Origin of the sequence: Streptomyces sp. AA4 (assembly GCF_000158875.1) — a bacterium.
In the GTDB taxonomy this organism is placed as follows: domain Bacteria; phylum Actinomycetota; class Actinomycetes; order Mycobacteriales; family Pseudonocardiaceae; genus Amycolatopsis.
In genome coordinates, this window is sequence record NZ_GG657746.1 from 7,093,177 (window position 1) to 7,110,460 (window position 17,284).

The 17,284-nt window shown below is 70.3% G+C and carries 17 protein-coding genes and 1 riboswitch; of the genes, 7 read left to right on the top strand and 10 right to left on the bottom strand.

Annotation, left to right across the window (positions count from 1 at the left end; genetic code table 11):
• Positions 1-234: 234 nt before the first annotated feature.
• Positions 235-534 (bottom strand): YciI family protein, encoded by a 300-nt coding sequence (locus SSMG_RS32260; RefSeq protein ID WP_009083071.1) that lies wholly within the window; start codon positions 532-534, stop codon positions 235-237.
• A gap of 179 nt (positions 535-713) precedes the next feature.
• On the opposite strand from SSMG_RS32260, the gene trpS reads away from it, so the two are divergent.
• Positions 714-1,679 (top strand): tryptophan--tRNA ligase, encoded by a 966-nt coding sequence (gene trpS / locus SSMG_RS32265; protein WP_009083072.1) that lies wholly within the window; start codon positions 714-716, stop codon positions 1,677-1,679.
• 21 nt (positions 1,680-1,700) lie between these two features.
• Here the strand turns inward: trpS and SSMG_RS32270 are convergent, their stop codons facing one another.
• The 3 genes from SSMG_RS32270 to SSMG_RS32280 are packed head-to-tail and all read right to left on the bottom strand — an operon-like array spanning position 1,701 to position 4,158.
• A complete protein-coding gene (locus SSMG_RS32270) occupies positions 1,701-2,102 on the bottom strand; it encodes a (deoxy)nucleoside triphosphate pyrophosphohydrolase (protein ID WP_037715561.1) in 402 nt (133 codons plus the stop codon).
• 23 nt (positions 2,103-2,125) lie between these two features.
• Positions 2,126-3,451, bottom strand: a complete 1,326-nt coding sequence (locus SSMG_RS32275; protein ID WP_009083075.1) for a HAMP domain-containing sensor histidine kinase — start codon at positions 3,449-3,451, stop codon at positions 2,126-2,128.
• Positions 3,448-4,158 (bottom strand): response regulator transcription factor, encoded by a 711-nt coding sequence (locus tag SSMG_RS32280; RefSeq protein ID WP_037715564.1) that lies wholly within the window; start codon positions 4,156-4,158, stop codon positions 3,448-3,450. Before SSMG_RS32280 ends, SSMG_RS32275 begins: the two co-directional genes overlap by 4 nt.
• Positions 4,159-4,303: 145 nt before the next feature.
• On the opposite strand from SSMG_RS32280, the gene SSMG_RS32285 reads away from it, so the two are divergent.
• The 3 genes from SSMG_RS32285 (at position 4,304) to SSMG_RS32295 (ending at position 7,347) form a co-directional block, all read left to right on the top strand.
• A complete protein-coding gene (locus tag SSMG_RS32285; protein ID WP_009083077.1) occupies positions 4,304-5,392 on the top strand; it encodes an outer membrane lipoprotein carrier protein LolA in 1,089 nt (362 codons plus the stop codon).
• Positions 5,389-6,396 (top strand): ABC transporter ATP-binding protein, encoded by a 1,008-nt coding sequence (locus SSMG_RS32290; protein WP_037715566.1) that lies wholly within the window; start codon positions 5,389-5,391, stop codon positions 6,394-6,396. Before SSMG_RS32285 ends, SSMG_RS32290 begins: the two co-directional genes overlap by 4 nt.
• A gap of 72 nt (positions 6,397-6,468) precedes the next feature.
• Positions 6,469-7,347, top strand: coding sequence for an ABC transporter permease (locus SSMG_RS32295; RefSeq protein WP_009083079.1), 879 nt, complete (start codon positions 6,469-6,471; stop codon positions 7,345-7,347).
• Positions 7,348-7,356: 9 nt separating this feature from the next.
• On the opposite strand, the gene SSMG_RS32300 is transcribed toward SSMG_RS32295, so the two are convergent.
• Genes SSMG_RS32300 through SSMG_RS32310 form a run of 3 tightly spaced genes read right to left on the bottom strand, consistent with a single transcriptional unit; the run spans position 7,357 to position 11,041 of the window.
• Positions 7,357-8,361, bottom strand: a complete 1,005-nt coding sequence (locus SSMG_RS32300; RefSeq protein WP_009083080.1) for an ABC transporter ATP-binding protein — start codon at positions 8,359-8,361, stop codon at positions 7,357-7,359.
• A complete protein-coding gene (locus tag SSMG_RS32305) occupies positions 8,361-9,998 on the bottom strand; it encodes an iron ABC transporter permease (RefSeq protein ID WP_050788333.1) in 1,638 nt (545 codons plus the stop codon). The genes SSMG_RS32300 and SSMG_RS32305 overlap by 1 nt, the downstream gene beginning before the upstream one ends.
• Positions 9,974-11,041, bottom strand: a complete 1,068-nt coding sequence (locus SSMG_RS32310; RefSeq protein ID WP_078561167.1) for a thiamine ABC transporter substrate binding subunit — start codon at positions 11,039-11,041, stop codon at positions 9,974-9,976. The genes SSMG_RS32305 and SSMG_RS32310 overlap by 25 nt, the downstream gene beginning before the upstream one ends.
• Before the next feature lie 31 nt (positions 11,042-11,072).
• Positions 11,073-11,184, bottom strand: a riboswitch (TPP riboswitch).
• Positions 11,185-11,208: 24 nt separating this feature from the next.
• Between SSMG_RS32310 and SSMG_RS32315 the strand changes: the two genes are divergently transcribed.
• A complete protein-coding gene (locus SSMG_RS32315) occupies positions 11,209-11,499 on the top strand; it encodes a 4a-hydroxytetrahydrobiopterin dehydratase (protein ID WP_009083086.1) in 291 nt (96 codons plus the stop codon).
• A gap of 386 nt (positions 11,500-11,885) precedes the next feature.
• Here SSMG_RS32315 and SSMG_RS32320 read toward each other — a convergent pair whose 3' ends face one another.
• A complete protein-coding gene (locus tag SSMG_RS32320) occupies positions 11,886-12,572 on the bottom strand; it encodes a hypothetical protein (protein WP_009083090.1) in 687 nt (228 codons plus the stop codon).
• Positions 12,573-12,672: 100 nt separating this feature from the next.
• On the bottom strand, positions 12,673-13,650 hold the full coding sequence (locus SSMG_RS32325) for a GlxA family transcriptional regulator (RefSeq protein ID WP_037715568.1): 978 nt from the start codon (positions 13,648-13,650) through the stop codon (positions 12,673-12,675).
• Positions 13,651-13,753: 103 nt separating this feature from the next.
• Here SSMG_RS32325 and SSMG_RS32330 point away from each other — a divergent pair, with 103 nt between their 5' ends.
• Positions 13,754-14,344, top strand: a complete 591-nt coding sequence (locus SSMG_RS32330) for a cysteine hydrolase family protein (protein ID WP_009083094.1) — start codon at positions 13,754-13,756, stop codon at positions 14,342-14,344.
• A 338-nt stretch (positions 14,345-14,682) separates the two neighbouring features.
• Here SSMG_RS32330 and ychF read toward each other — a convergent pair whose 3' ends face one another.
• Positions 14,683-15,765 carry a redox-regulated ATPase YchF gene (gene ychF, locus SSMG_RS32335; RefSeq protein ID WP_009083095.1) on the bottom strand — a complete coding sequence of 361 codons (1,083 nt, stop codon included), beginning with the start codon at positions 15,763-15,765 and terminating at the stop codon, positions 14,683-14,685.
• Between the two features lie 123 nt (positions 15,766-15,888).
• Here ychF and SSMG_RS32340 point away from each other — a divergent pair, with 123 nt between their 5' ends.
• Complete coding sequence (locus SSMG_RS32340; protein ID WP_199786385.1) at positions 15,889-17,277, top strand: DNA-3-methyladenine glycosylase 2 family protein; 1,389 nt, start codon at positions 15,889-15,891, stop codon at positions 17,275-17,277.
• The last annotated feature ends 7 nt before the right edge of the window (positions 17,278-17,284 follow it).

Sequence of the window (17,284 nt, forward strand, 5' to 3'; positions counted from 1 at the left end):
GCCCCAATGTGGCATTGGGCGCATGCGACGCACCCAATGTGGCGTTCGGTGCGTCAGACGCACCCAATGCCACATTGGGGGATCTCGGCTGGGTCGGCGGTCGGCGGGGAGCGGTCCGTGAAGGGCTCCTTGAGGGAATCTAATTCCCTCAAGGAGCCCTTCACGTCCGGCGAGAGGGTCGTGAGGGGAAACCTGAGGGACTCAGAGTCTGTGAGGGTTCCCCTCACGGACGGCTTAGTTGTCCAGGAGTTCGTTCACCAGGTTCAGTTCCGGGGCTGTTCTGGTGGGCTGGAAGTGGATGATCTCGTAGGTGGCCAACCGGTCGACCGCGAAGGGGTCGGTGGCCAGGATCGCGTCCAGCTGTGCGCGGTCCATGGGGCGGGTGATGATGACGCCGCCGGTGCGGGGTTTCTGGCCGCCGGAGGCCAGGAAGTGGCCGTCTTCGTACTGCTTCGTCAGCCATTCTTTGTGGGCCGGGAGGGCGCGGTCGATTTCGTCTAGCGGAACGATGTACGTGAGCACGACGACGAACATGCTTCGCACCGTAGTCCGGTGCTAGGCTCGTCGCATGCGTTTCCAGAGCACTCAGTGGTGGCCGTCCGTTGGCGGCCCCTTAGCTCTGCGCTGAAAAACCCAGCGAAGGCCGCCCCGGTGGGCGGCTTTTTTCGTGCCTGCTCCCGGGGGCCTGACAACCCAAGGGAGAGGAAAATCCGATGGTCCAGCTGTCCGGCATCACTCCGTCCGGTCACGTTCAGCTCGGCAACTACCTCGGCGCGTTGCGGCGGTGGGCGGCCGACGGCGGGCCGGACGACTTGTACTTCGTGTCCGACCTTCATGCGATGACTACCGCGCACAATCCGGCCAAGTTGCGGGCGTTGGCGACTGAGCAGCTCGCCGTGCTGGTGGCCTCGGGGATCGCGCCGGAGCGGGTGTTCGTGCAATCCGATCTTGCCCGGGAACTCGGGGCGCTGACCTGGGTGCTGGAGTGCACCTGCTCTTACGGCGAGGCGGCGCGGATGATCCAGTTCAAGGAGAAATCCAAGGGGCAGGCGGGCGTTCGGCTCAGTTTGCTGACCTATCCGGTGTTGATGGCGGCGGACATCTTGTTGCAGGGCGCGGACGAGGTGCCGGTCGGGGAGGATCAGCGGCAGCATGTCGAGTTGGCGCGCACGCTTGCCCGGCGGTTCAACTCGACGTACGGCGAGGTGTTCGTCATCCCCGAGGCGACGTTGCCGCCTGCGGGGGCGCGCGTGAAGGATCTGGCTGAGCCGACCCGGAAGATGTCCAAGTCCGCCCAGGATTCCGCGGGGGTGGTGTTCGTGCTGGACGAGCCGGATCAGGTTCGGCGCAAGATTCGCAAGGCGCGCACCGACGGGGATTCGGTGCCGGTCTACGATCCGGTGAATCGGCCGGGGATCTCGAATTTGCTGGAGATCCTCGCGGCGTGCGGGGGTGGCGATCCTGCCGAGCTGGCTGAGAAGTATCCGTCGTACGGCGTGCTCAAGGACGCTGTCGCAGATGCGGTGATCGAGGAGTTGCGGCCGGTCCGGGAAGGGACGCGCGCGTTGCTCGACGACGTCGCTGAGCTGGAGCGGGTTCGCAAAGCGGGGGCCGAGCGGGCGATCGATCGCAGTGCGCACCGGGTGTCGTCGGCCTTGCGGATGGTCGGGGCGGCTTGAAGCGCCTCGTGAGTGCTGGTTCTACTCGGAATCAGCACTCACGAGGGCGTGCAGTGCGGGAAGCAGGTCCCGGTCCGCGGGCAGCCAGTCCAAATCGTCCAGTTCGTCGTGGCCGACCCAGCGCAGGGCGGTGTGTTCGACGGCGCGCGGCTCGTCGCCTGGGGACAGCAGCGCGGCGGAGTACACGCGCAGGACTTTTCCGCCCGGCAGCGGGATTTCCGGGCCGACCCGGTCGCCGACGGTGACCACCACGTCCAGTTCCTCTTGGCATTCCCTGGCCAGCGCGAAGGCCTCGGTCTCGCCCTCCTCGACGCGCCCGCCCGGCAGCTCCCACTGGCCCGCGTGATGCGGCGGCCAAGCCCGTTGCTGGGCAAGAAGCTTGCCGTCGCGCACCAGTGCCGCCCCGACGATGACCGCGTCCATGCGCTCAGTCTCCCCCACCGGATTCACCGGTCCGCGCCCGCCCGCCAGGTGACCTCGAAGCGCGCGCCGCCGTCCGGGGATTCGCCGACCCGGACCTTGCCCCCTCGCCGGCGCACCGTTTCGGCGACCATCGCCAGGCCGAGGCCGGTTCCGCCGGACGAGCGCGCCCGGTCGTCGGACACGCGATAGAAACGGTCGAACACCTTGCTCCGGTGCTCGGGCGCGATGCCCGGGCCGTCGTCGTCCACCACGACCCGCACCTTCGAGCGCGAGGCCAGCACGGACACCACGATCTGCCCGGACGCGTACCGGCAGGCGTTGCGCAGCAGGTTGTCCAGCACCAGTTCGACCTCCTGGTGCGCCGCCGACGCCCAGGCCTGCGCCACCGCGCTGCTCACCCGCGTGTCCGGCACCCCGGGCGGCAGCCGGCGCACCGCCGCGCGGACCTCGGACACCACCTCGACCGGTTCCGCGGGCGGCACCTCGCCGGCGTCCGAACGAGCCAGCGCGAGCAGGCCGTCGAGCAGGCCGGACAGCCGTTCCGACTCCTCGAGGATGTCCGACAGCGTCTCCTGCGCCAGCTCCGGATCGGGATTCGTCACGGCCACCTCGGCCTGCACCCGGATCGACGCGACCGGTGACCGCAGCTCGTGCGCCGCGTCGCCGGTGAACCGGCGCAGCCGTTGGCTGACCTCCTCCTGGCGTTCGAGCAGCGCGTTGAATTCCTCGGCCAGCGCACGCATTTCGTCGTGCGACGTCGGCAGCGGCAGCCGCGAACCCGGCGGCAGCGCGCGCACCAGCCCGCGCATCCGCGCCACCGGCCGCAGCGCGAGCCGCACGACCAGCCAGGTCGCCAGGCCCGCCACCAGCGCGCCGACCAGCGCGACCACGACCAGCCACAGTCCGCCGTAATGCACCGCGGCGGCGAACCCGACCAGCCCGGCCCCGGCGACGACCAGCCGCTGGCTGCCGTTCGGCGTGCTGACCACCTGGCCGCGCCAGCGCGAGCCGTCCGACTGCACCGGCAAGCCCGCCTTGAGCTGCGAGACCTCCTGATCGGTCAGCTTCGGCCGCGCCTGGCCGTCCGCCGGGTTTCCGGCGATGTCCAGCACCCGCACCGAAACCGGGTCCGCCGAGGCGAGCGGAGTCCCGGCGGAGACCGCGGCGGTCGCCGGGCCGAGCGCGGCGGTCAGCTCCTTGTCGACCGAGTCCGTGAGCAGCGGGTCGAGCTTGTTCGCCGCCAGCGCGGCGAGGCCCAGCAGGCAGCCGAGGGTGATCGCCGCGGCCAGCAAGGTGATCCGGACCTGCAGCGAACGGCGGCTCCACCACGACGACGGCGAGCCGGTCACCTGACCTCGTCTAGCTGGTCGTCGGAGGCGAGATAACCGTGCCCGCGCACCGTGCGCAGGATCGAGCCCGCGCCGACCGCGTCGAGCTTGCGCCGCACGTAACCCACGTACACCTCAACAAGATTCCGCGTGACGGCCTGCTCCTCGCCCCACACCGCGCGCAGCAGCTCGTCCTTCGTCACGACCGTCCCCGCGCGGCCGACGAGCACCTCCAGCAGCCCGAATTCGCGCGGGCTCAGCGGCACTTCCTGCCCGTCCCAGCGCACCTGCCGCAGCGCCCGGTCGACCTCCAGCGCACCGAGTTTCAGCGCGCCGCGTGAAGCGTCCGGCCCGGCGCGCCGCAGCACCGCCCGAACTTGCGCGACCAGCACGACGAAGGAGAACGGCTTCACGAGATAGCCGTCCGCGCCGAGGTCGAGGCCGTCGGCCTGGTCGATTTCGCCGTCCTTCGCCGACACCAGCAGCACCGGCGTGGTCACGTTCTCCGCGCGCAGCCGTTCCAGCACGCGATAGCCGGACAACCCGGGCAGCATGATGTCCAGCAGCACGACGTCGAACGAACCGGTGCGCGCGAGCTGCAGCCCGGTCGGCCCGTCCGCGGCGGTGACCACGTCCATGTCCTCCGCGCGCAGGCCGCGTTGCAGCGCCTTGCGCACACCAGGTTCGTCGTCGACCACCAGCACCCGAGGTTTCACGATCCTCATCATGGCCGGTTTGTGCAGTTGACGCGCGTACTCTCAGTGCCATCTCAGCTGAACGGGCCGAACATTCAGGGGTATCTCAGCCTCGGCAGTGGAACGTCTGCACCGGGAGCCGGGCCCACCAGAGCCCGGGAACACAGGGAGAGACGAGATGGATCCGAAGAAGAAGGCCATCACCGCGGCCGTCGTCGGCACCGCGCTCGGCGTGGGCGGGCTGGTCGTGGTGGCGATGCCCGCTTCGGCGGGGGACGCGCCGAAGCTGCCGCAGGTCAGCGCGGAGGACCTCGTGCAGTCGGTGGTCACCGCGAAGCCGGCGCCGTTCGACGGCACGGTGAAGGTGAGCAACGACCTCGGCCTGCCGCAGATGGCGATGGGCGCGGTACCGGGGGCGGGCGCGCTGGGCATCGACTCGGCGCAGGTGTTCAGCGACGGCACCGGCAAGACGAAGGTGTCGCTGACCAAGGGGCAGACACAGGAGACGATCGTCCACAACGGCAACACCGTGTGGGACTACGACTCCAAGACCAACAGCGCGACCAAGACCACGATCCCGGCGGAGGTCGCGACCAAGCACCACTCGGTCGAGGGCAAGGCCGCCGACCCGTCCACCGCGGCCAAGGAACTGCTCGCCAAGGTGCGCGAGAGCAGCAACGTCGCGGTCGACGGCACGGCCACGGTCGCCGACCGGCCGGCGTACGAGCTGGTCCTCACTCCGAAGCCGACCGAACGCACGCTGCTGCGCGAGATCCGCGTCGCGGTCGACTCGCAGACCCGGATGCCGCTGCGGCTTTCGGTGCTGAGCAACGGGACCACCGCCCCGGCGCTGGAGCTGGCGTTCAGCAAGATCGAGTTCGCCGACCAGTCGGCCGACCTGTTCGCCTTCACCCCGCCCAAGGGCGCGAAGGTGACCGAGAAGCAGGCCAAGATCGACGAGCGCGACAAGGCGCTGGTGAACGAGGCCATGCAGGCGACCAAGCTCGTCGGCGACGGCTGGGACACCGTCGTCACCGGCAAGGTGCCCGCGGACCTGATGAAGCCGAAGCAGCAGGCGCAGGGCGAGGCGAAAGGCGCGGACGTGCAGAAGATGCTGAGCCGGTTCGCCAAGCGGGTCAACGGCCCGTGGGGCAGCGGCTACCTCTTCACCACGAAGGTGGGCGGCGCGGTACTGACCGACGACGGCCGGTTCGCCGCGGGCGCGGTTCCGGAGCAGGTCCTCTACGAAGCGCTGGGCGCCAAGTGACCAGCACCGCGGTCGAAACCGGGGCGGGCATCTCGGACGAGGTGCCCGCCCCGGCGGTCCCGCTGGCCGCGCGCACCCGAGGGCTGCGCAAGGTCTACCGCAGCACCGTCGCGGTGGACCACGTGGACCTGGACGTGCCCGAGGGCGCCGTGCTCGGCATGCTCGGGCCCAACGGTTCGGGCAAGACGACCACGATCCGGATGCTGCTCGGGCTCGTCCGCCCGACCGCGGGCGAGGTCGAACTGCTCGGCCGGAAAATGCCGGAGGAGTCCGCGCACGCGCTGCCGGACGTCGGCGCGCTGGTCGAGGGGCCGGGCTTCCACCCGTTCCTTTCCGGACGCGACAACCTGCTGCGGTTCGCCGCCGCCGAACCGCGGCTGGCGTCGTCCGCGATCCCCGGCGCGGTCGACGCCGCACTGGACCGCGTCGGGCTGTCGGCCGCCGCGCGCCGCCGGTACAAGGGCTATTCGCTCGGGATGAAGCAGCGGCTCGGGCTCGCGAGCGCGCTGCTGGTGCCGCGCCGGATGGTCGTGCTCGACGAACCCACGAACGGTCTGGATCCGGCGGGTACCAGGGAGATCCGCCGTATCGTCGCCGATCTGCACGCGGACGGCGTGACCGTGGTGGTGTCGTCGCACCTGCTGGCCGAGGTCGAAGCGACCTGCACGCACGTGGCGGTGCTGCAGTCCGGCACCGTCGTCGCCCAGGGCGAGCTGGCGGACCTGCTGGAATCCGGGAACGCCGCGCTGCTGGTGCGCACGCCGGACGCCGAGCACGCGGTGGAAACGTTGCGGGAGAACCGGATCGGGGCCCGGCTCACGCCGGACGGCGTCCGCGTCGACCTCACCGCGACGCCCGCGCCGCGAGTGCTGCAGGTGCTCGTGCAAGCCGGCGTCGAGGTGCACGAGGCGACCCGGGCGCGGACCGGGCTGGAGGACCTGTTCGCGCGGCTGACCGAAGGGGAATCGGCGGCCGGCGAAGAAGCTGAGGGGGAAGCGCTGTGACTACCGCCGACGTACTTTTTCCCGCGGAGGCGAAATGACTGCCGCCGACGTACTTATTCCAGTGGAGGCGAAATGACTACCGCTGCGGTCGCGGTGCCGGTGAGCCGGACCGGGCACGACACGGTGCCGTTGCTCCGGCTGTTCGCCGCGGAGCTGCGCTGGATCTTCCGCAGGCCGCGCACGCTCGCCGTGCTGGGGCTGCTGGCGCTGGTGCCGATCGTCGTCGGGATCGGGCTCACGCTGGTCGGGCAGAACGCCGGGAACGAAGCTCCCGGAGACGGCGGTGCCGCACTGCTGGCCTCTGCGGTGAACAACGCGCTCGTGCTGCCGATCGCCGCGATGGTCATGACGCTCACGCTGCTGCTGCCGCTCGCCTCCGCGATGGCGGGCGCGGACGCGATCGCCGGCGAGGCCGCGCACGGCACGCTGCGCGGCTGGCTCGTCGCGCCGGTGAGCCGGGGTCGGCTGCTGACGGTCAAGGCGTTCGGCGTCGCGACGGTGTCGGTGGTCGCGGTGCTCGCGATGTGCGTGACCGGCGTGGCCACCGGATTGATCATCAACGGCACGGATTCGCTGTTCACGCTGTCGGGCACCACGTTGTCGCTCGGCGAGGCGCTGCTGCGGATCCTGCTCGTCGGCGGCTGGATCGTGCTGCAGCTGTGGGCGATCGGCGCGGTCGCGCTGGCGGTGTCGAGCTGGACGGAACACCCGATGCTCGTGGTCGCGTCAGTGCTGGCCGGGAACATCGTGTTCACCATCCTCGGCTTCCTGACCTCGCTGAACTGGCTGCACCCGTTCCTGCTCACGGAGGGCTGGACGCTGGTCCCGGTCGCCGTCCTGCAGGATCCGATGGAGCTGACGAAGCTCGGCGAGGGCGCGATCCGCGCGGCCTGCTACATCGTGGTCGGGCTGTCGCTGGCCTACGGACGCCTCGTCACCCGGGACGGCTGACCTGGGGGTTCAGCCCACCACGGCGATCCCGTCCGGATCCGGTTCGAGCCGGACGGGGTCGCCTGCCCGGATGTCCGCCCCGGCCGGGGCCACTGCGTCCACAGTGGACTCCCCGCACCGGACGACCAGCCGCAGATGCTCCCGCCGGTGCACCGCCGCGGTCACTTCGCCGGGCACGCCTTCTTTGGCGACTTTCAGGCCGTGCGGGCGAAATCCGAGCCGGACCGGACCGTCGTCCACGCCCAGCTCGACGGTGCCTAGCTCGGTCCGCACTACGCCGTCAGCCGCGGTGCCGTCGAGGAACGTGGTGACGCCGAGGAAGCGCGCGACCTGGTCGTCCACCGGCCTGTTCCACACTGACCGGACCGCGCCCTCCTGCCGGATCTCCCCAGCGTCGAGCACCGCGACGCGATCGGCCAGCGTGAACGCTTCCTCCTGATCGTGCGTGACCAGCAGCGCGGTGATCTTGCTGCGCCGCAACAGCTCCGCCAGGTCGATCGCCAGCTGTTCGCGCAGTCCAGCGTCCAAACCGGACAGCGGCTCGTCCAGCAACAGCAAGCGCGGTTCCGGGGCCAGCGCGCGGGCCAGCGCGACCCGCTGCGCCTGCCCGCCGGACAACTCCGTCACCCGGCGCCGTTCGTAGCCTTCGAGGCCGACGAGCTTCAGCAGTTCCTCGACGCGCGCCGCGTGCCGTTCGCGAGGCACGCCGTGCATTCGCAGGCCGAACGCGATGTTCGCGGCGACATCGCGGTGCGGAAACAGCTGTCCGTCCTGGAACACCAGGCCGAATTCGCGCTTGTGCACCGGCACGGCGGCGAGATCGGCGCCGTCCCAGGACACCGAACCGGACGACACCGGTTCCAGCCCGGTGATCGCGCGCAGCAGCGTCGACTTGCCCGAACCGGACGGGCCCAGCAACGCGAGCACCTCTCCGTCGGCGATGTCCAGCCGCGCGTCACGGACCGCAGTGAACGATCCATAGTGGACAGTCAGGTCCCGTACCGTAAGCGCCATCAGAACTCCCCGACCGTGCTGCGGCCGCGGACCGAGCCGAACCGGTCGATCAGGGCCACCGCCACCACAGTCACCATCATGAGCAGGGCGCACGAGGCGTACGCCATCTGGTTGTTCAGCTCCCCCGGCCGGCTGATCAGCGTCGCGATCGCCACCGGAAGCGTCGGCGCGTCCGGCCGCGCGAGGAAGCTGGTCGCGCCGAACTCGCCGAGCGCGACGACGTACCCGAAGCCCGCCGCGGCCACCACGGACCGAGCGACCAGCGGAAAGTCGATCTCCCGCCACACCCGCGCCGGGCTCGCGCCGAGCGTCGCGGCGGCCTGGCGCAGCCGGATGTCGACCGCGCGCAGCACCGGCAGGATCATCCGCACCACCAGCGGCATGATCACCAGCGCTTGGGCGAACGGCACGAGCAGCGGCGACGTGCGGAGGTCGCCGGGCAGCGCGTCGAGCGTCACGAGGTAGCCGAAGCCGACAGTCACCGCGGACACGCCCAGCGGGAGCATCAACGCGACGTCCATGGTCTCGCCCATCCCGCGCGCGAGCCCGCCCGGAGACCGGCGAAGCGCGACCAGGACGACGCTGGCGATCAGCCCGACGGCCATCGCCAGCAGCGTCGCGTCGGTGGCCGCGGCGAGCGAATTCTGTGCCGCGATCCAGCCGGAGACCTGCAGCGCGTCGTTCTGCCCGACAGTGTTCAGCGCCCGGTATCCGGCGAGACTCCATCCGTCCGAACCGGACACCGATTCGAGCAGCAGCGAGACGATCGGCGTCAGCAGCAGACCGAGCACCACGACCGCGGCGCCGACCGTCCACCATTCCCCGCCGCGCGGCCGACGCGCGGTGACCTGCGCGGACCGCAGCTTCACCGCGTTCTCCCGCTTCCGGCGCGCCATCGCCCCCAGCACCAGCGCGGCGACCACGGCCGCGAACTGGATCAGCGACAACGCGGCCGCGCCGGAAAGGTCGAGCAGGTCGACCGTCCGGAGGTAGATCTCGGTTTCGAGCGTCCGGTAGCTCCCGCCGCCGAGGATCAGCACTACGCCGAAACTGGTGGCGCAAAACAGAAACACCACCGCGGCAGCGGACGCGACCGCCGGGCCGAGTGCGGGCAGCGTCACCGACCGGAACGCCCGCCACGGCGAGGCCCCGAGCGCCCGCGCGGCCTCGGTCGCTCGCGGATCGAGGTGCGCCCACAGCCCGGCGACCGTGCGCGCGACGACGGCGACGTTGAAGAACGCGTTGGCCAGCACGAGCGGCAGCACGCCGCCGTCCGGCCAGATCGCCCGGAAAGCCAGGCCGACGACGACCGTCGGCAGCACGAACGGGACCAGCACGATCGTGCGAGCGAGCCCGACGCCGGGCAGCCGGACCCTCGCCAGGAGGTACGCCACCGGCAGCCCGGCGACCACCGCGACCACGGTCGACGCGGCCGCGCTGGCCAGCGTGAACCCGGCGAGCCGCCACGTCTGCGGGTCGCCGAGCACGGTGTCGACGCCGCCCGCCGAGAACCCCCGGCCGACGATCGCGACGACCGGCCAGGCGAAGAACACCACCAGGAACGCGACCGGCAGGAGGCCGAGCAGCGTGAGCCCGACGGTGCGCGCGGGGATCACGCGCCCATGAGCGAGCGCCATTCCCCGATCCACTTCTCCCGGCCGGCCTGCACCTTGTCCGCGGGCATGGTGGCCGGAGCCTGCGGCAGCGGAGCCGCGGTGGCCCAGCCGGCGGGCAGTTCGACGCCCTGGCGTGCCGGGTAGACGTACATGTTGGCCGCGACCGTCGTCTGGAACTGCTGCGACAACAGGAAGTCGACGACCTTCTGCGCCTGCGGGATCTGCTTGCCGTTGGTGAGCACGCCCGCGTACTCGACCTGGCGGAAGCACGTGTCGAGCAGCGCCTTGGTGCGCGGCTTGCCGTCCTCGCCGACCTCCGCGGCCGGCGACGAGGCGTAGGACACGACGATCGGCCGCGGGCCCTTGCCCGACGAGCCGGAGAAGTCCTTGGTGTAGGCCTCCTCCCAGCCGCTCACGGTCTTGAGGCCGTTGTCCTTCAGCTTCTGCCAGTAGCCCTTCCAGCCGTCCTCGCCGTACTTCGCGACCGTGCCGAGCAGGAACGCCAGCCCCGGCGACGCGGTGGCCGGGCTCTCCGCGACGGTCAGGTCCTTGTACTTGGGGTCGGCGAGGTCGTCGTAGCTCTTCGGCTCCGGCAGCCCCTTGCTCGCGAAGTACGCCGGGTCGATGTTCACGCAGACGTCGCCGAGGTCGACGGCCGACAGCCGGTGCTGCGGGTCGACGGAGTAGCGCTGCGGACCGCGGTCGGCCTCCGGGCTGGTGTAGGGCTGGAAGACGCCCTCGCTGAGCGCGCGGGAGGCGAAGGTGTTGTCGACGCCGTACGCGACGTCGCCGATCGGACTGCCCTTGGTGAGGACGAGCTTGTTGGTGAGCGCGCCGGCGTCGCCGGACTTGAGGATCTTGAGCTTGATCCCGGACTGGCGCTGGAAGGCGTCGAGCACGTCCTGCGGGGCCGCGAACGAATCGTGGGTGACCAGCGTGACGGTCGGCGTCTTCTGGTCCGGGCTCGCGGACGACCCGCCCGAGTCGCCGCCGGAAAGCGAGCAGGCGCTGGCGAGCACCGCGACTCCGGCGAGGCCTGCCACCGTGCGGACGGTCCGCGACATCATTCTTCCCCTCCTGCACTGCGCCGGATGAGGGAGAGCGATACGGCCTCCCTACGCCGGCATGATCCGGATCCAGGTGCGAACGGTCGCGGGTTGACGGCCCGCCTCTCAGCCCGGCGTACCGGACTCCCGTGGCAATGCCGCAGCGTAGCCGACACCATGGAGTGATGACTCAGCTATTGAACGACTCGGCAGTGGACCAGGCCCTCGGCACCGTCCCGGAGTGGCGGCGCGAGGACGCGACGATCGTGCGGACCGCCGAACTCCCGTCCTTCCCGGCGGCGATCGAGGTGGTCGACCGGGTGGCCGAGCTCGCCGAGGAGGCCGACCACCATCCGGACATCGACATCCGCTGGCGCACGCTCGTCTTCCGCCTCAGCACCCACTCCCTCGGCGGCCTGACCGAACGCGATTTCGCGCTGGCCCGCCAGATCGACGAGGTGCTGGCGGCCCGCTGACCAGGTGTGATGTCGGCAACCCTGGCAACACAAGAGGCCCCTTCGCGCGTCTCCCGGACAGACGATGAGAAGGAGGTCCGCATGGTCCAGGCACTCGTGGTGGGAATGGGTTCGTTCGTCCTGATGGTGGCCGCCGCGGGAGGCGTGCTGTGGCACACCGCGCGCACCCGGCGTGACCTTGATCACAAGCGGTAACAGTGAGCTAGATCAAGGCGCTATCCCAGCGGTAATCATCGGCACTCGCCCCGCTAGGACCCGCCATGAACAGCACATCTGCCCAGCTCACCGCCGCACAGCGCACGTGGGTCGCGGCGTTCTCGACCGCTGTCGTCCTCCTGTCGATGGTGGTGCTCGGTCTGCTCGGCTGAGCCCTTGCGCCGGGCGCCTCAGAGCACCGGGTCCGCGGGCGGCAACGCCGGGACTCGCTGATGCCACTTCGCGTGCTCGACCCAACCCGGCGGCAGCCACTGGCCGGTGACGAGCTGCGGATGCCGCGGGTGCTCGGCGTACGCCCAGGTCACGAACAGCAGTTCGGCCCACTCCGACTGGATCAGCCAGGAGACCGGGCCGTTCTTGCTGTTCCCTGTCACATGCACGACCGCCGGGGCGACCACCGCCGCGCCGGTGATCGCCTTCCAGTGCCACCCGTGCACGCGCGGCGTGTAGAGATGGAAGCCCTGCGGGCTCAGGTAGATCCCGCCCTGCTCGATCGGCACCCAGCGCGGAACCGCGGCCGCGGCCGCCCTCTGCCGTGCCCGGGACCGGGCGATCGCCCCGCCCACCAGCGAACCGGCCACGAGCCCGACCCCGAGCGCCCCCGTCCCGGCCACGAACGGCGTCGAGACGCTCCAGCTGCCGTCCCCGAGCGCCCGGAAGTCCGAAACCACGACCGCCCCGGTGGCCCAGAACCGCTCGCCGGTCGCGTTCCGGCCGGGAAACGGCGCGAGCACCTCTTCGACCTGACCGAGATCGGCGTTGTCGGCCATCAAGCCGGCGAGGTAGCAGGTGTAGCTCAGCACGTCGTCGCGATAGGTCCACGGCGGCGCCATCGCGGACGGCTGTTTTTTCGTCATTCAAACCCCCTCGCTGAATGAGGGGACCGATCGTAGCGAAGGACCGGCCAGCTATTCGGCCGGGGAAGTGTTGTACTGCAAGGAATACTCCAGTGCGGGGCTAACCGATCCGGAACCGCTCCCGGTATTCGTTAGGCGTCGTAGTCAACGTCCGCCGAAACGACCGGTTCAGAGTAGAAACAGTGCCGAATCCGCAGTTCCGGGCAATTCTCGGCAGAGTTTCATCCGTCGTCTCCAGCCGATGCCTCGCCGCCTCGACGCGCGCGTGTTCGACGTAGGCGGCAGGCGTCATCCCCAACTCCGCCTTGAAGACGCGCGTGATCTGCCGGTCCGTGACATGCGCGTGCGCGGCCAGCTCGGACACCGTCAGCGGCTCCGCCAGGTGAGCCGCGATGTACTGCCGCAGCTCGTCCACCCGCCGGGTCGCGGACGCGGGCTCCAGCGACACACTGAACTGGCTCTGCCCGCCCGGCCGCCGCAGGAACATCACCAGCTGACGAGCCACCCGCGAGGCCAGTTCCGGACCGAAATCATCGGCCACCAGCGCCAGCGCGAGATCCAGGCACGCGCTCAGCCCGGCGCCCGTCCACACGGAACCGTCGCGGATGAAGATCGGGTCCGCGTCGACGGTCACCTCCGGATGCTCGGCGGCGAGCTGCCGGGCCGTCGACCAGTGCGTGGTGGCCCGTTTGCCGTCGAGCAGCCCCGCCGCCGCGAGGAGGTGCGCGCCGACGCAGACGGACGCCACCCGCCGCGTCCGCCCAGCCAGGCGGCGCACCTCCTCGACCACCGCCGGGTCGCACCGCGCGACGATCTCCCCTTTCGCCCCCGTCGTCACCGCACCAGGCACGATCAGGGTGTCGATCGGCTTCCTCGCCAGCTGCGCGAACGTGACGTCCGGCAGGACCCGCACCCCGGCCGAGGTGGTCACCGGGTCCAGCGTCTCGGCCGCGAGCACCACCTCGTAGCCCGTCGGACGGTCCATTTCCCGCTGCAGCAACGAAAACACCTCGGCGGGACCGGTCACGTCGAGCAGGTCGATGCGGTCGAACAGGACCACGACCACCCGTCTCTTCATCGCGCTCCCCCATGTCGGTTTCTGCGCTTCGCATGTCATTGCCGACATCCGGGACCGAGTCTAGCGTCGATCGGGCAGAACGGAAACGAGAGGAAACCCCACCATGGCACGGAAAACGCTGCGGGAACTGAACGGTCTCGACCAGACCCCGGCAATGCTGGCCGACGCGACCCTGATCCTGGTCGACTACCAGAACACCTACACCCGCGGCGTCATGGAACTGGACGGCTGGCGCCCGGCCCTGACCGCGGCTCAAGGCTTGCTGGCCAAGGCCCGCGCCGCCGGAGCGACAGTGATCCACGTCGTCAACGACGGCGGCGAGGGCACGCCGTACGACATCCGAGCCGAGATCGGCAGCATCCACCCGGACGTCGCCCCGCTCGACGGCGAACCGGTCGTCGTCAAGGGCGCGCCGAACTCGTTCGTGAACACCGACCTGGGCGCGAAGGTCGACGCGGCCGGGCACGAGAACGTGGTGATCGCCGGGTTCATGACCAACATGTGCGTCACGTTCACCACCGAAGGCGCCTTCCTGCGCGGCAACCACCCCACCGTCGTCGCCGACGCCTGCGCCACGCGGCCGTTGCCGGGTCCGGACGGGGAAGTCAGCGCCGAGCAGCTGCACCGCAGCGCGTTGGCGACCATCGGGGATCTGTACGGCGTGGTTGTTTCGAGCGCCGCCGAGCTGAACTGAACCCCTTGGTCTCCGGCCTCGGCGGGGCTCCCGTCCTGCCGAGGCCGGTGCGTCAGCAATCGAGGAACCCCGCGACGACCTCGCGCACGATCCCGTCGGCGAGCACGGCGTCGTCGTAGCTGGGTTCGTTTCGGATCAGCACCGGTTCGTCCCCGAAATGGATCAGTGCTGACTCAACGCCAGATCGGCGCGCTCACCACGAGGCGAGGGTTCGCGGACCAAAGCGCAGTATTCGAGGTCGCTGTCGCCGATGTCGAATCCGTTGCGCAGCAACACTGAAACCTCGTGGCCCGGGGACCACGGAGCGGCCCGAGCTTCCCCAGCCCGTTCGGCGGTCGTCAGACGTTGAAGCGGAACTCCACGACGTCGCCGTCGGCCATCACGTAGTCCTTGCCCTCCATGCGAACCTTGCCCGCCGAGCGCGCGGCCGCCATCGAGCCCGCCTCGACCAGGTCCTCGAACGACACGACCTCGGCCTTGATGAAGCCGCGTTCGAAGTCCGTGTGGATGACGCCGGCGGCCTGCGGGGCGGTCGCGCCCTGCGGGATCGTCCAGGCGCGGGATTCCTTCGGACCGGCCGTGAGGTACGTCTGCAGGCCGAGCGTGTGGAAACCGGCGCGGGCCAGCGCGTGCAGGCCCGGCTCCAGCTGGCCGACGGACTCGAGCAGCTCGCGCACGGACTCCTCGTCGTCCAGCTCCAGCAGCTCGGCCTCGACCTTCGCGTCCAGGAACACCGCGTCCGCCGGGGCGACGAGCTTCGCCAGCTCCTCGCGGCGCGCCTCGTCGGTGAGCACGGCCTCGTCGGCGTTGAAGACGTACAGGAACGGCTTCGTGGTGAGCAGGCTCAGCTCGCGCAGCGCCTCGCCGTCGATGTCCTTCTGCGCCTGGAACAGCGTGCGCCCGGAGTCGAGGATTTCCTTGGCCTTCTGGGCGTTTTCGAGCGCCGGCCGCGCTTCCTTCTTGGTGCGCGCCTCTTTCTCCAGCCGCGGCAACGCCTTCTCGAGGGTCTGCAGGTCAGCGAGGATCAGCTCGGTGTTGATCGTCTCGATGTCGGACATCGGGTCGATCCGGCCGTCGACGTGCACGACGTCCGGGTCGTCGAACACGCGGATGACCTGGCAGATCGCGTTGGCCTCGCGGATGTTCGCGAGGAACTTGTTGCCGAGCCCCGCGCCCTCGGACGCGCCCTTCACGATGCCCGCGATGTCCACAAAGGACACCACGGCGGGCACGGTCTTCTCCGACGAGAAGATCTCGGCCAGCTTGTCCAGCCGCGGGTCCGGCAGCGGCACGACGCCGACGTTGGGCTCGATCGTGGCGAACGGGTAGTTCGCGGCGAGCACGTCGTTGCGCGTCAGCGCGTTGAACAGGGTGGACTTGCCGACGTTGGGCAGGCCGACGATACCGAGGGTGAGACTCACGACCGGTAAGTCTACGTGCTGCGCGCGGACCCCCGCCGACCCGGTAACGTCGTGTCGGTTTTCCGCCAGTCAGGGCTCTCACCTGCTGGCATCATCGACGACATGGCTACCTCGACCATCCCGATCTGGCGCGACACCGAGCGCTGCTACCGCGCGGTGACCGCCCGCGACCAGCGGTTCGACGGCCAGTTCATCATGGCGGTGCGCACGACGGGCATCTACTGCCGCCCGTCCTGCCCGGCGCTCACCCCGAAGGCACAGAACGTCCGCTTCTACCCCACGTCGGCAGCCGCGCAGGCCAGCGGTTTCCGCGCGTGCCGCCGCTGCCTGCCGGACGCGGTCCCGGGTTCGCCGGACTGGAACGTGCGCGCCGACCTGGCCGCCCGCGCGATGCGACTGATCTCGGACGGCCTGGTCGAGCGCGAAGGCGTACCCGGTCTGGCCCGTCAGCTCGGCTACTCGGAACGCCAGCTCGGCCGCGTTTTGACGGCCGAGCTGGGCGCGGGGCCGATCCGCCTCGCCCGAGCCCACCGCGCGCACTCGGCACGGCTGTTGATCGAGATGTCGCAGCTGCCGCTCACGGACGTCGCGTTCGCCGCCGGGTTCTCCAGCATCCGGCAGTTCAACGAGACGATCCGCGAGGTGTTCGCGACGACGCCGTCACAGCTCCGCGCAGCGTCGCTGCGTCGTGGAAACCGCAACGAACCCAGCGGTGCGACGCGACTCAGCCTTCGCCTGCCGTTCCGTGCCCCGTTCGACGCCGCGGGTGTGCTGAACTACCACGCCTCCCGGGCGTTGCCAGGCATCGAAGCTGTTTCGGAGGACGGCTACGGCCGCACCCTGCGACTGCCCCACGGCCCCGGTTCGGTGTGGGTCAGCCCGCGCGCTGGCCACGTGCAGTGCGACCTGGCACTTTCGGACCTGCGCGACCTGAGCAGCGCCGTCAGCCGGGTGCGACGGCTGTTGGATCTGGACGCCGACCCGGAAGCCGTCTCGCGCGTGCTCTCCGCCGACCAGGCGCTGGCCCCGCTGGTCGCCGCCGTCCCCGGCATCCGCGTACCCGGCGCGGTCGACGGCCCGGAGGTCCTGCTCCGCGCCCTGCTCGGCGAGGACGTGGCCGACGTCGTCAAGCTCGGCGAGCCCGTTCCGCCCGCCGACCCGCCGATGGACACCCTGACGACGCTCTTCCCGACCCCGTCCGCCATCGCCGAGGCGGACGTGAAACCGCTGGTCAAGAAGGTCGCCGCGGCGATCGTCGCCGGAGAACCGGACCTGCACGTGGGCCGGGACGCCGACGAACTGCGCGCGGAGATGCTCGCGACCGGCGTCGATCCCGCCACCGCTGACTACGTCGTAATGCGCCTGCTCGGCGCGCCCGACGTCCTGTTGTCCGCAGACCCAGCCGTCCGCCGAGGAGCGGCCGAGCTGGGCATCGACCTGACGACGTCCGCCCGCGGCTGGCAGCCGTGGAGTTCGTACGCCAGCCGGTATCTCAGTTCCCCGACCGATTGAGGAGACT

Excerpts from the sequence above, each read along its gene's own strand:
- SSMG_RS32280 (WP_037715564.1), bottom strand. The coding sequence starts at position 4,158 with ATGATGAGGATCGTGAAACCTCGGGTGCTGGTGGTCGACGACGAACCT.
- SSMG_RS32330 (WP_009083094.1), top strand. The coding sequence starts at position 13,754 with ATGGCACGGAAAACGCTGCGGGAACTGAACGGTCTCGACCAGACCCCG.
- SSMG_RS32305 (WP_050788333.1), bottom strand. The coding sequence starts at position 9,998 with ATGGCGCTCGCTCATGGGCGCGTGATCCCCGCGCGCACCGTCGGGCTC.
- SSMG_RS32295 (WP_009083079.1), top strand. The coding sequence starts at position 6,469 with ATGACTACCGCTGCGGTCGCGGTGCCGGTGAGCCGGACCGGGCACGAC.
- SSMG_RS32260 (WP_009083071.1), bottom strand. The coding sequence starts at position 534 with ATGTTCGTCGTCGTGCTCACGTACATCGTTCCGCTAGACGAAATCGAC.
- SSMG_RS32320 (WP_009083090.1), bottom strand. The coding sequence starts at position 12,572 with ATGACGAAAAAACAGCCGTCCGCGATGGCGCCGCCGTGGACCTATCGC.
- SSMG_RS32270 (WP_037715561.1), bottom strand. The coding sequence starts at position 2,102 with ATGGACGCGGTCATCGTCGGGGCGGCACTGGTGCGCGACGGCAAGCTT.
- SSMG_RS32300 (WP_009083080.1), bottom strand. The coding sequence starts at position 8,361 with ATGGCGCTTACGGTACGGGACCTGACTGTCCACTATGGATCGTTCACT.
- trpS (WP_009083072.1), top strand. The coding sequence starts at position 714 with ATGGTCCAGCTGTCCGGCATCACTCCGTCCGGTCACGTTCAGCTCGGC.
- SSMG_RS32310 (WP_078561167.1), bottom strand. The coding sequence starts at position 11,041 with ATGTCGCGGACCGTCCGCACGGTGGCAGGCCTCGCCGGAGTCGCGGTG.
- SSMG_RS32325 (WP_037715568.1), bottom strand. The coding sequence starts at position 13,650 with ATGAAGAGACGGGTGGTCGTGGTCCTGTTCGACCGCATCGACCTGCTC.
- SSMG_RS32285 (WP_009083077.1), top strand. The coding sequence starts at position 4,304 with ATGGATCCGAAGAAGAAGGCCATCACCGCGGCCGTCGTCGGCACCGCG.
- SSMG_RS32315 (WP_009083086.1), top strand. The coding sequence starts at position 11,209 with ATGACTCAGCTATTGAACGACTCGGCAGTGGACCAGGCCCTCGGCACC.